The sequence below is a fragment of the Streptomyces sp. NPDC101160 genome, assembly GCF_044768205.1.
In the GTDB taxonomy this organism is placed as follows: domain Bacteria; phylum Actinomycetota; class Actinomycetes; order Streptomycetales; family Streptomycetaceae; genus Streptomyces.
The window spans coordinates 103977-116026 of sequence record NZ_JBIWPJ010000002.1 but is presented as its reverse complement, the minus strand read 5'-3'; the positions used below and the strand labels follow the sequence as shown (position 1 = coordinate 116026).

Genomic DNA, 12050 nt, shown 5'->3' with positions numbered 1-12050 from the left:
TAATGCGGAAGTACTGTTCTGCTATACGGAAGCAATGTAGGTGGGGGTGTGGAGAGGCGTCAAGAGACGTCCACGCCGGTGACATGCCAGCGGCATGCCACCGCGGGCACGGGACGGGGGCGTGATGGCCGAAGTGCCCCCCTTGGGGGTCCGGATTGGTGGACTATGGGGACGCACGACGCAGAGGGGGTTCGCAAGTGGGTGAGTCGGTCCAGGTGCGCTGTCCGGAATGCCTCCGCACACTCCGGTACGCGGCGCCCGCCTTCCCCTGCGTCTGCGGCACCCCGGTCGCGCCACCCGTGATCCCGGGCGCCGCCGCCGTACCGATCACGCACCGCAACTGGTCGGACGAGTGGGTCACGGTCCGCTGCACCGCCTGCGCCCGCACCTCGGACTGGCCCCACCCGGAAGTCGGCTGCCCGTGCGGGGCGGTACTGCGGGTGGCGGTACGGGACGCGGCGGGGTGGGATGCGGCGGAGTGGGGCGTGGCTGGGCGGGGTGCAGCGGAGCAGGATGTGGCCGGGCGGGATGCGGCAGAGGGGGTAGGGGACGGGGCGCGGGCGGTACGGGAGCCCGGCGGCGGGCCGGGTACGGGGGCGAGGGGCGCGGCGAGCGGCGCGGCGGGCGCCGGAGCGAGCGCCTGGCCGGGCGGCGGGGCAAGCGCGGGGCCGGGTAGCGGGCCCGGCGGCGCCGAGGCGGCCGGCAGCCCGGGCTCCGAGGCGAGCGGCGGCCCGGCCGGCGGGGCTGGTGCCGGGGCAGGTGGCGGGCCGGCCGACGAGGCAGGCGCCGGGGCTGGTGCCGGGGCAGGTGGCTGGTCTGGCGGTGCCGAGGCCAGTGGGACAGGCGCCGGGCCCGTTGGCCGGCCCGGCGGTGCCGAGGCCGGCGTGGGGCCCGCGGCAGGACCGGCGGCCGCCGACCAGTCGGACGCGCCCGTGCAGGACTCCCCCTGGCCCACCGGGGCTACCGGGGCTGCCGGCTCCCCCTCCTCTCCCTCCTCCCCTGGCTCGCCTTCCTCACCCGGCTCGCCTTCCTCGCCCGGTTCCTTCGCACGCCGCCATCCCTCGCCGCTGCCGCCGCCGGCCCCGCACCCGGGGCGGGCCGAGGCCGGTGCCTCGCCGCGCACGGCGTTCCGCCCGGTCACGATCCGGACCACGCGGGACGCGGTGGCGGCCTCGGCCGGGTATCTGCGCTGGCTGGGCTTCCGGGACGTGGTCCAGCCGGAGGAGCGGTCGGCGTCGGCCGTCGACCTGCGCGCACCCGGGCTCGTCGCCCAGGTGGATCCGAGCACCCGGCCGACCGGGCTGCGGGCGGTGGAGTGCCTGTGGCTGAACGGGCTCAGCAACGCGGCGGTGAGCGTCTACTTCTCGCTGGCCGGCTACACGCCCGAGGCCCACGATCGCGCCGAGGGCCTCGGCGTCCCGCTCTTTGTGCTCGACCTGACGGGCACGCCGCAACCGGTCAACGGCCCGGCCGGTGAACTCCTCGCGACCGGAGCCCCGTGATCCGCGTCATCCCCGTGGCTCAGTGAGTATTTCGGCCATTCGTACGTGATGACCGCCCCAACCCCGGGCACAACATCCTGGGGGGGTGAACACCATGACAACGGGGATGTGGTGGTTCCTTGGGGCGGCGGTGGTCCAACTGTTCCTGGCGGGCCTGCTGTTGCGTACCCGCAGCCAGGAGCGCCCGGAGCTGGCTCCGGAGGCGCTCGCGCTGCTGCGGGGCGGACCGCGCGCCGCCGTGATCGTGGCGCTCGTCGCGCTGCACCAGCGCGGGGCGGTGGCGGCGGGCCGCCGGGGCACGGTTCGCGCCAACGGCGGGGCCGGCCGCACCCGCGACCCGCTCCAGCTCGGCGTGCACCGCTCGCTGCAGCGGGCCCTCGCGCTGCGGGTCCTGGCCGGGCGGCCGAAGGCCCGGCAGGCACTCGACGCGCTGCGCGCGGAGCTCGGCAGAAGCGGCCTGCTGCGCCCGCCGGGGCGGCTCCGGGCGGCCCGGGTGCTGCTGGTCTGCGTGCCGGTCACGGTCGGCATCGGCCTCTTCGCGACGGCGCCGACGGCAGGCGACCCCCTGCCCTCCCTGCTCGCGCTCGCGCTCGGCGCGATACCGGTCCTCGCCGCCGCGGCCCTCCTCTGCGTCCCGTCCACCACCCGCGCCGCACGCCGCCTCCTGGCGAACCTCCGCGCCCGACACCCCCTGCCCGCCCACCGCCGCCAGGTCACCGACGCGAAGGACGTACTCCTGTACGTGGCCCTCTACGGCGACCCGGCCCTCACCCTCTTCCTGCCCCACTTCTCCCGCGACGGCGGCCTGCTACGCCGCCACCACAACCGCGACGACGGCTACGCGACGGGCCGCGGCTGGAACCCGGACAACGGCCCGAGCTGCCCGGGCGGCATGCCGGACTGAGACGGAGGGGAGGATTCGAGGCCAGGCACGGCAGCCCGGCGGCCAGGGACGGAGGCCGAGGCCCGGCCCCGGGGCCGAAGCGGGGCGGCCGAGGCCCGGGCCGGGGCGAAGGCCCGGGGCCCGGCCCCTTCAGGCCGTCTCCGGCCCCGCGTCCACCCCCGCCGCGCCATACTGGCGTATGCGCATCCGAGTAGCCGAAGCGGCCGAACTCCCTCTGCTCCAGGACATCGAACGCGCCGCGGGCGAGGCGTTCCGCCCTCTCGGGATGGGGGAGATCGCCGACGACGAACCGCTGCCGCTGGACGTCCTGGAGGGCTATCGCAGCGCGGGCCGGGCGTGGGTGGCGGTGGAGGAGTCGGGCGGGGACGGCGGCGAGGGGGCGGGCGGACGGCCCGTCGCGTATCTGCTGGCGGACACGGTGGACGGTGCCGCGCACATCGAGCAGGTCTCGGTGCACCCGGACGCGGCCGGGCGGGGCGTCGGGCGGGCGCTCATCGAGCATCTCGCGGCCGCCGCCCGGGAGCAGGGTCTGAGCGCGCTGACCCTGACGACCTTCGCCGACGTCCCCTGGAACGCCCCGTACTACGCCCGGCTCGGCTTCCGCCGCCTCGACGAGGGCGATCCCGCGCTCACCGAGGGCCTGCGCGAGATCAGCCTGGCCGAGGCGGCCCACGGTCTGGCCGCCTGGCCCCGTGTCTGCATGCGCCGCGAGGTGGCGGCGGTCCGCGTCAGCGCTCCGCCGTCCCGTACCGCTCCCGGAGCTCCACCTTCCGTACCTTCCCGCTGACCGTCATCGGGAACTCGGCCAGGATCTCCACCCGGCGCGGGATCTTGTAGTGCGCGAGGCGGTCCCGGCAGAAGGCCGTGATCTCCTCCAGGGTCGGCGGGTCGGCCGGGTCGCGCGGGATCACGCAGGCCAGGATCTCCTCGCCGTACCGCTCGTCGGGGACGCCGACGACCTGCACGTCGGCGATCTTGGCGTGGCCGTAGAGGAACTCCTCGATCTCCCGCGGGTACACGTTCTCACCGCCGCGGATGATCATGTCCTTGATGCGGCCGACGATCTGGACGTAGCCGTCCTCGCGCATCACGGCCAGGTCGCCGGTGTGCATCCAGCGGCCGGCGTCGATCGCCTCCGCCGTCTTCGCGGGCTCGTCCCAGTAGCCGAGCATCACGCTGTAGCCGCGGGTGCAGAGCTCGCCGGCCGTGCCGCGCGGGACGGTGAGGCCGGTCGCCGGGTCGGTGATCTTCACCTCGACGTGCGGCATGACCCGGCCGACGGTGCCGGTGCGCCGCTCCAGGTCGTCGTCGCGGCGGGTCTGGGTGGAGACCGGGGAGGTCTCCGTCATGCCGTAGCAGATGGACACCTCCGCCATGTTCATCTCGGCGACCACCCGCTTCATCACCTCCACCGGGCACGGCGAGCCCGCCATGATGCCGGTGCGGAGCGTGGAGAGGTCGTACGAGGCGAAGTCGGGCAGGTTGAGCTCGGCGATGAACATCGTCGGCACCCCGTAGAGCGAGGTGCAGCGCTCCTCCTGCACCGCGCGCAGGGTGGCGGCCGGGTCGAAGGACGCGGCCGGGATCACCATGCAGGCGCCGTGCGAGGTGGCGGCGAGGTTGCCCATCACCATGCCGAAGCAGTGGTAGAAGGGCACCGGGATGCAGATCCGGTCCTGCTCGGTGTAGGCGATCATCTCGCCCACGAAATAACCGTTGTTGAGGATGTTGTGGTGGGAGAGGGTGGCACCCTTGGGGAAGCCGGTGGTGCCCGAGGTGTACTGGATGTTGACCGGCTCGTCGCAGGAGAGTCCGGCCGGGACCACGCCCTCCGGCGCGGTGCGGCCGAGGAGTTCGTCCCAGCTCGCGTCGCCGAAGTAGACGGCTTCCCGCAACTCCGGGCAGTTGCCGCGCACTTGCTCGACCATCGCCCGGTAGTCGCTCGTCTTGTGGGTGAGCGAGGCGAAGAGCAGCGTGATGCCGGCCTGCCGGAGCACGTACTCCAACTCGTGGGCGCGGTAGGCCGGGTTGATGTTGACCATGACGGCGCCGATGCGGGCGGTGGCGTACTGGACGAGCACCCACTCGGCGCAGTTGACCGCCCAGATGCCGACCCGGTCGCCCTTGGTCACCCCGCTGCCGAGCAGCGCGTCGGCCAGCCGGTCGACGTCGGCGCCGAACCGCGCGTACGTCCAGCGCCGTCCGGTCGGAACGTCGACCAGGGCCTCGCGTTCGGGCCAGGTGGCGACGGCGCGGTCGAGGTTGGCGCCGATGGTGTCGCCGAGGAGGGGCGTGTCGGACACCCCGTGCGCGTACGAGAGTTCCGACAGGCCCGCGGTCCCGGTCGTCATGCGAGGTCTCCTTCCACGTACTCGGTGCCGGTCTGTCCCTCCGCCGTGAGATTGCGCAGCTCGACGCGGCGGATCTTGCCGGAGACCGTCTTCGGCAGGTCGGCGAACTCGATGCGGCGGATCCGCTTGTACGGGGCGAGGACCTCACGCGAGTGCGCGAACAGCGCCTTGGCGGTGTCGGGACCCGGCTCCCAGCCGGCCGCGAGGACCACGTACGCCTTGGGGACGGCGAGCCGCAGCGGGTCGGGGGCGGGGACGACGGCGGCCTCGGCGACGGCCTCGTGTTCGAGCAGGGCACTTTCCAGCTCGAAGGGCGAGATCTTGTAGTCACTGGCCTTGAAGACGTCGTCGGCACGGCCGATGTACGTGATGTAGCCGTCCTCGTCGCGCGCGCCGATGTCACCGGTGCGGTAGTAGCCGCCGGCCATGGCCTCGGCCGTACGCTCCGGGTCGCCGTGGTAGCCGGTCATCAGGCCCACCGGGCGCGCGGCGAGGTCCAGGCAGATCTCGCCCTCCTCGACGTCGGGCGTGCCGCTGACCGGATCGACGAGGGTGACGCGGAAGCCGGGGCTGGGCCGGCCCATCGAGCCCTCCTTGAGCCGCTGACCGGGGCTGTTGGAGACCTGCACGGCGGTCTCGGTCTGGCCGAATCCGTCGCGGATGGTGACACCCCAGGCGCGCCGGACGCTCTCGATGACCTCGGGGTTGAGCGGCTCGCCGGCGGCGACGACCTCGCGCGGCGGGGTGGCGAGCTGCCCGAGGTCGGCCTGGATCAGCATGCGCCAGACGGTGGGCGGGGCGCAGAAGCTGGTGACGCCGTGCCGGTCCATCTCGGCCATCAGGCGGGCCGGGTCGAAGCGGCTGTAGTTGTGGATGAAGACGGTCGCCTCGGCGTTCCACGGGGCGAAGAGGTTCGACCAGGCGTGCTTGGCCCAGCCGGGCGAGGAGATGTTGAGGTGGACGTCGCCGGGCTTGAGGCCGATCCAGAACATGGTGGCGAGGTGGCCGACCGGATACGAGGTGTGGGTGTGCTCGACGAGCTTGGGACGGGCGGTGGTGCCGGAGGTGAAGTAGAGCATCAGGGTGTCGTCGGCCGAGGTGACGCCGTCGGGCTCGAAGGCCGGCGACTCGGCGTAGGCGTGCTCGTAGGCGAGCCAGCCGGAGGGGGTGCCGGTACGGGTGCCGGTGCTGCCGCCGGTGCCGTCGCTCGCGCCGTTTCCGTCACCGCCGACCTCGCCGCCGACCTCGCCGCCGACGGCGATCCGGGTGTAGTCGCCGGGCACGTCGTCGAACTTGGCGGCGTCCTCGGCCCGTACCAGCACGTGCCGGGCCCGGCCGCGGTCGACGCGGTCGCGCAGGTCGGCGGGGCCGAGCAGCGGGGTGGCGGGGATGACGACGGCGCGCAGCTTCATCGCGGCGAGCATGGTCTCCCACAGTTCGACCTGGTTGCCGAGCATGACGATCATCCGGTCACCGGCCCGCACGCCCTGGGCGCGCAGCCAGTTCGCGACCCGGTTGGACCGGTCGGACATCTCGGCGAAGCTCAGCTTCGTCTCCTGCCCGTCCTCCTCGACGATGTGCAGCGCGGTGCGGTCGTTGCCCGCGGCGATGACGTCGAACCATTCGAGCGCCCAGTTGAACCGGTCGGGGCGGGGCCAGGCGAAGCCGGCGTACGCCGTCTCGTAGTCCTCCCGGTGCTGGAGCAGGAAGTCGCGGGCGGCCCGGAACCTCTCCGTCGCCTCCGTCGCGCTCGTCGTGGTCATGCGTCCTCCTCGTGGCGGGACCGATCCGTTGCGGGACCGGCCTCGGACATCGTGTAATCAGTGACCCAGGTCTCACTACCCCCGTTCGGGGGTGAAGGCCGCGACGAAGGAGAACAACGTGCCGGAGCAGGCCCTTGAGCACGTCTCGGACCATGTCTCTGAGCGCGCCCCGGGGCACGTGTCGGAACCCGTGCCGGAAGCGGCCGAATCGGCGGAGCTGCGCGACGCCCTGCTGCGGCTGCGCCGCGCCACGGGGCTCCAGGTGGCGTTCGGCGGGCTGCTCCACGACGGCTCCGCGATGCGGATCGCGGAGCTGCACGGCGCGGTGACGCCGGCCCTGCGCGGCCTCGTCATCTCGACCGGCTCCGGCCTCGGCGGGAAGTGCCTGGCCCTGTCCCGGCCGTGCGCGGTCACCGACTACGCCTCGGCCCGGCACATCACGCACGAGTACGACGGCCCGGTCTCCGCGGAGGGGTTGCGCTCGGTGATCGCGGTGCCCCTCGTCGTACGGCGAAAGGTACGGGGCGTCCTGTACGGGGCGCTGCGCGACGCCCTGCCCATCGGCGAACGCGTCTTCGACGCGGCGGTCGCGGCGGCGCGGGACGTGGAGCAGGTGCTCGCCGTACAGGACGAGGTGCGCCGGCTGATGGCCGAGCGCGAGGAGATGCGGCAGGCGTACGGGGAGCTGCGCGAGCTCGCGCCGAAGGTGACCGACCCGGAGCTGCGGGAACGCCTGTGGGCGGTGTGCGGGCGCCTGGAGAACGCCTCCGGCGCCGGCGACCGGTCGTCCTCCGGGGTCACGCTCACCCCGCGCGAGACGGACGTCCTGGCGGCGGTGGCGTCGGGTGCGACGAACGCGGTCGTGGCGGAGCGGCTCGGGCTGCGCCCGGAGACGGTGAAGGGCTATCTGCGCTCGGCGATGCGGAAGCTGGGGGCGCACACGCGCCTGGAGGCGGTGGTGGCGGCGCGCCGGGCGGGGGCGCTGCCCTGAGGGGACGCTGCCTTGGGGGACGGCTGCCCTGAGGCGACACTGCCTTGGGGGACGGCTGCCCCAGAGGCTGAGGGCCGGCGCGGCTGCTCTACGTGGCCGCGTACCGGATCTCGTACGGGATGTCCTCGGGTGCGAGCAGGCGCAGGGTTCGCTCGGCCTCGGCGGTGAGTGCCGCGCGCTCGGCCTTGGTGAGCCGGGTGAAGGCCTCGACGGTCATGACGGTCCGCTCCCTGCCCTCCTCCAGGTGCCAGATCCCGGCGAGGAATCCGTCGAGGAGGAAGACGCGGTGGGCCTGGTTGCCGGTCCAGGTGCGGGTGCGGTGGTCGGCGGGCACGACGCGGGTGCGGTCGGCGTGGGAGAGCAGCAGGTTGTCGTACTCGGGCAGGAAGCGGGGCGGCGCGGGAGTGTCGGCGTCGGGGCGCGGGGCGTCGGGGAGGTCGAAGAGCTCGGTGCCGTGCTCGTCGCGGAAGACGAGGAGGTCCGGCCGCAGCCGCTCGAAGGCGGGACGGAGACGGGTGAGCCCGCACCAGGTCTGCATGTCCTTGACGGAGGCGGGGCCGAAGGCGCGGAGGTAGCGGAGGACGGTGAGGTCGAGGTCGGCGGCGCCGGACGCACCAGACGCACCGGACCCACCGGCCCCACCGGACTCGCCCTTTTCCCTTTCGTCGAACCAGTGGGTGGCGCTCGTGAGGGCCACCTGCCCGCTCCTCCTCCACAGCCCGCGCGGCGTGACCTGGACCATCGGCAGCAGGCAGCGGGCGGCGATGCCGAGGGCCTGCGGGTCGGCGTCGGGCCACTCCGCGCCGAGGTGCTCGCGCAGCTCCTTGGGGGTGCGGGGCCGCTCGTCGACGTAGGCGGCGGTCAGTTCGGTGAGCCGGTCGAGGTCGACGCCGGTGAGCCCCTTGCGGAACATCTTCAGCTCGCGGTCGACGGCTCCGTCCTGGACGAGCCGGCGGAGGGGGACGGCGTCGGCGGCGGTGTGGGTGTGGACGGTGGAGCGGAGCGAGACGATCCTGGCGACCCGGCGGGACTCCATCAGCCGGGACAGCTCCTCGGGCCGGAAGCCGTCGAGGCGGGCGGCGAGCGCGTAGTACGGGGGCTTGGTGTTCTGCGCCTGGAGGCCGACAAGGTGGTGGACGGCCTCCTCGGCGCCGAGCGGGGCGGGGCGCAGCAGGAGCTGGCGGTCGAGGGTGGCGCGGTTGAGGGCGCGGGTGGAGAGGAGCGGAGGCGTCGTCTTGGGGGCCATGGACGGCACGCTAACGCCGATCGAGGTCAGATCCTGTCCGCTTGGGCGCGCCGGACCCGCCCGGCGGGCCCATCGAGGTCAGATCCGATCCTGTCCGCTTGGCGGCCGGACCGGCCGCGGTGCCGCGGCAGGAATGTCGGCACGATGGCCCGATTTCCACCCGTATATCCTGCGAACCCGGGAGTTCCCCGACTTTCCAGGAGGCCGAGCGATGACCGACCGCCGCCCGAGCACGGCCCGGCACCACGCCGCGGAGCCGCCCGCGGATCCCGGACCCGACCGGCCGAGCGTGGTCCAGGCGACCCTGTACCGCGACGGCCGCCACGTCTCCTCCCCGGCCACCCTCGCGGAGACCTTCCGCCAGCTGCGCGAGCATCCCGACGGCATGGCCTGGATCGGCCTGCACCGCCCGACCGCGTCCGAACTCCACTCCCTTGCCGCCGAGTTCGACCTCCACGAGCTCGCCGTCGAGGACGCGATGGAGGCCCACCAGCGCCCCAAGCTCGAACGCTACGGCGACACCCTCTTCGTCGTCCTGCGCGCCGCCCGCTATCTCGACGCCCCGGAGGAGGTGGACTTCGGCGAACTGCACGTCTTCGTCGGCCCCGACTTCCTCATCACCGTCCGCCACGGCGCCGCCCCGGACCTCTCCGCCGTGCGCCGCCGCATGGAACAGACCCCCGAACTCCTCGCCCTCGGCCCCGAGGCCGTCCTCTACGCCATCCTCGACGCGGTCGTCGACGGCTACGCCCCGGTCGTCGCCGGCGTCCAGAACGACATCGACGAGATCGAGACCGAGGTCTTCGGCGGCGACCCCGCGGTTTCCCGCCGCATCTACGAACTCTCCCGCGAGATGGTCGAGTTCCAGCGCGCCACCCGCCCCCTGGTAGGCATGCTCCACGGCCTCATGGCCGGCTTCGCCAAATACGGCACCGACGAGGAACTCCAGCGCTACCTCCGCGACGTCGCCGACCACGTCACGCACACCAGCGAACGCGTCGACGGCTTCCGCCAGGCCCTCACCGAGATCCTCACGGTCAACGCCACCCTGGTCACCCAGCAACAGAACGCGGAGATGCGGGCCTTGGCGGAGGCGGGTTTCGAGCAGAACGAGGAGATCAAGAAGATCTCCTCGTGGGCCGCCATCCTGTTCGCCCCCACACTCGTCGGAACCATCTACGGCATGAACTTCGACACCATGCCGGAGCTGCACTGGGCGGGTGGATATCCCTTCGCGATCCTGCTGATGGCGGTGGTCTGTACGAGCTTGTACGTGATCTTCAAGAAACGGGACTGGCTGTAGTGAGCCACCTCCTACGCTTGATCGATTTAACGCGAGCAAATCGACAATTGTGCCCCCTGAGGCCCCGTGGGGAGAATCTGGGGAGGATGCGCGGCAGGGGGTCGCTCCGACTCGGCGTCGTCGCCGCAATGGGGGCGGCGCCCGGCGCAGTCGCCGTTGACCGCGCTCCGCAGAAAATGGCCATTCGGCGAACCCTGCGATTTCGCAGCGTGGCACCCGACCGAGAAGCTCCGACGCAGGCCAGCGGGCTGTGCAGTCGCTTGGACATTCCCGAAGACATGGCCGACTTGCACCCTTGCTGCCCGAACGATCATGACGGTGCATCAGGTTCTGTCGGTGGTCGCCGCTACAACCGACCTGGAGGTCCGCACGGCGCGGACCGATGGGGAGGGAATCGGCATGCCGAAGGTTCCGGACGGATACGTGCGCGTACGCAGCCACCTCCGCCGCAAGCCGGGCCCGAAGGCCGTGAAGGGTCTGAGCGTCTGGGCCATCGCCGGCCTGTGTGCGGTGGTGTGGCTCTGGGGGCAGGTCTTCGGGCTCGGCGACGGCTCCGCCGAACAGCAGCCCACGCCGAAGCCCGCCGTCTCCGCGCCCGCGGGCGGGCAGTGACGGCCCGGCGGCGGCGAAGCAGCCGGTGGCGACCGCGCGGTACCGCAGACCTACTGGGCGCGGCAGCCGTCGCCCTCGCGCTCGCGGTCGCCCTGGTACAGGCCGCATCGCGCCTCCTGACGAAGGCCGTCGAGAGCCGGCCACTACTGGTCCTGATCGGTCTCGTCCTCGCCACCGGCCTGGCTTGCCTCCGAATACGGCGCTCCCACCGGAACCGCGCGGATGGCGAGAGGCTGGCTCGTCTGCGCATCGCCTTGGCCGAGTTGGACGCCATGGACGACCAGCAGTTCGAGTACGCGCTGCGCGATCTCCTCGTCCGCGACGGCTGGGCCGCCACGAAGGTGGGCCGCGGCGGGGACCAAGCTGCAGACGTGATCGGCACCCTGGTACCCCTCGGACGGATCGTCGTGCAGGCGAAGCACACCCGCGTCGGCGGCAAGGTCGGCTCGTCGGTCATGTACGAGGTGAATGGCACCGCAGGGCCCGCGCACAAGGCGGACCACGCCGTCGTCGTCACCAACGGCTCCTTCACCCGCGACGCCATGGCTTGGGGCGACCGTCACGGAGTCCACTGGGTCGACCGCGACCGACTCGATCAATGGGCACACAAGGGTAAGGCGCTGCACGAACTGCTCGGACTACCTGCACGGCGGTCCCGCCTGCCCTGGCGTCGAGCGGCATGAAACGCAGAGCCTGACCCACCAACGAGAACAGGTGGCGCAGCATGTGCTGTGCCACCCGTTCTCAGGCAAGGGCGAGGTCTTCTGGGACGTACTGAGGGGCCGCGCCGAGCAGCGCGTCGACTGCCGCGCGACCCTTGCCGCCGGCCTCGGGCATGAAGTGGGCGTAGTGATCGAGCGTGATGGTCGGGCTGGAGTGGCCGAGCCACCGGGCGACGACGGATTCGCCCGCCTCGAGGATCACGGAGGCGTAGGTGTGCCGGGGAGCACGTGGAAGCCGTCCTTCCGGGAGGCCTTCCAGCGCTGGCGCTTCTCCCTCACAGGGATCACGCCGGCCTTCGCGAGGGCGGGCTTCCACACCTCGTCGTTGAAGATGTTGGCGCGGATCGCGTTGCCGAAGGTCGTGGTCACAAGCAGCGGGAAGGAGCGCCTCTCCCGATCGGGTTCGGGGCCACCCCAGGGCAGCTCGACCTCAATGGCCGGATGCTGCAGGAAATGTGCGCGCAGCTCGGCGGCCACCGAAGGCGGAATGCCCCATCCCTGACGGCCCATCATGTCGGCGGCCAGCCTTCGGGAAACGGACTGGCACCACGGTCGGGACAAGTAGGCTGCTTGTCGGACCTGACGGGGAGAGAGCGATGCAGTATTGCGAACGCCACGAGATGCACAACTGCGCAGACTGCGCTCCCAGCGCACCG

12 protein-coding genes are annotated in these 12050 nt (G+C 72.5%); 7 read left to right on the top strand and 5 right to left on the bottom strand.

Annotated features, from left to right (window positions below; translation table 11 throughout):
- Window positions 1-1163: 1163 nt before the first annotated feature.
- From ACIRSU_RS06030 to ACIRSU_RS06020, 3 genes are all read left to right on the top strand, one after another.
- Window positions 1164-1502: a hypothetical protein gene (locus ACIRSU_RS06030; RefSeq protein ID WP_403789499.1), complete on the top strand. Its 339-nt coding sequence runs from the start codon at window positions 1164-1166 to the stop codon at window positions 1500-1502.
- 94 nt (window positions 1503-1596) lie between these two features.
- Window positions 1597-2406 (top strand): TIGR04222 domain-containing membrane protein, encoded by an 810-nt coding sequence (locus ACIRSU_RS06025; RefSeq protein WP_403790183.1) that lies wholly within the window; start codon window positions 1597-1599, stop codon window positions 2404-2406.
- 178 nt (window positions 2407-2584) lie between these two features.
- Window positions 2585-3193 (top strand): GNAT family N-acetyltransferase, encoded by a 609-nt coding sequence (locus ACIRSU_RS06020; protein WP_403789498.1) that lies wholly within the window; start codon window positions 2585-2587, stop codon window positions 3191-3193.
- Here ACIRSU_RS06020 and ACIRSU_RS06015 read toward each other — a convergent pair.
- A complete protein-coding gene (locus tag ACIRSU_RS06015; RefSeq protein ID WP_403789497.1) occupies window positions 3135-4757 on the bottom strand; it encodes an AMP-binding protein in 1623 nt (540 codons plus the stop codon). The two genes, ACIRSU_RS06020 and ACIRSU_RS06015, sit on opposite strands and share 59 nt — an antisense overlap.
- On the bottom strand, window positions 4754-6520 hold the full coding sequence (locus tag ACIRSU_RS06010; RefSeq protein ID WP_403789496.1) for an AMP-binding protein: 1767 nt from the start codon (window positions 6518-6520) through the stop codon (window positions 4754-4756). Before ACIRSU_RS06010 ends, ACIRSU_RS06015 begins: the two co-directional genes overlap by 4 nt.
- 190 nt (window positions 6521-6710) lie before the next feature.
- Here ACIRSU_RS06010 and ACIRSU_RS06005 point away from each other — a divergent pair, with 190 nt between their 5' ends.
- Window positions 6711-7511: a LuxR C-terminal-related transcriptional regulator gene (locus ACIRSU_RS06005; RefSeq protein WP_403790181.1), complete on the top strand. Its 801-nt coding sequence runs from the start codon at window positions 6711-6713 to the stop codon at window positions 7509-7511.
- An 88-nt stretch (window positions 7512-7599) separates the two neighbouring features.
- On the opposite strand, the gene ACIRSU_RS06000 is transcribed toward ACIRSU_RS06005, so the two are convergent.
- On the bottom strand, window positions 7600-8757 hold the full coding sequence (locus ACIRSU_RS06000; protein WP_403789495.1) for a winged helix DNA-binding domain-containing protein: 1158 nt from the start codon (window positions 8755-8757) through the stop codon (window positions 7600-7602).
- A 211-nt stretch (window positions 8758-8968) separates the two neighbouring features.
- Between ACIRSU_RS06000 and ACIRSU_RS05995 the strand changes: the two genes are divergently transcribed.
- From ACIRSU_RS05995 to ACIRSU_RS05985, 3 genes are all read left to right on the top strand, one after another.
- Window positions 8969-10060, top strand: coding sequence for a magnesium and cobalt transport protein CorA (locus ACIRSU_RS05995; RefSeq protein WP_403789494.1), 1092 nt, complete (start codon window positions 8969-8971; stop codon window positions 10058-10060).
- A gap of 318 nt (window positions 10061-10378) precedes the next feature.
- A complete protein-coding gene (locus ACIRSU_RS05990) occupies window positions 10379-10672 on the top strand; it encodes a hypothetical protein (RefSeq protein ID WP_403789493.1) in 294 nt (97 codons plus the stop codon).
- 53 nt (window positions 10673-10725) lie between these two features.
- Window positions 10726-11355 (top strand): restriction endonuclease, encoded by a 630-nt coding sequence (locus tag ACIRSU_RS05985; protein WP_403790180.1) that lies wholly within the window; start codon window positions 10726-10728, stop codon window positions 11353-11355.
- Window positions 11356-11416: 61 nt separating this feature from the next.
- On the opposite strand, the gene ACIRSU_RS05980 is transcribed toward ACIRSU_RS05985, so the two are convergent.
- Window positions 11417-11596, bottom strand: coding sequence for an integrase (locus ACIRSU_RS05980; RefSeq protein WP_403789492.1), 180 nt, complete (start codon window positions 11594-11596; stop codon window positions 11417-11419).
- The gene (locus ACIRSU_RS05975; RefSeq protein WP_403789491.1) at window positions 11593-11907 is read right to left on the bottom strand and encodes a hypothetical protein; all 315 of its coding nucleotides are present in this window, start codon (window positions 11905-11907) and stop codon (window positions 11593-11595) included. The genes ACIRSU_RS05980 and ACIRSU_RS05975 overlap by 4 nt, the downstream gene beginning before the upstream one ends.
- Window positions 11908-12050: the final 143 nt, after the last annotated feature.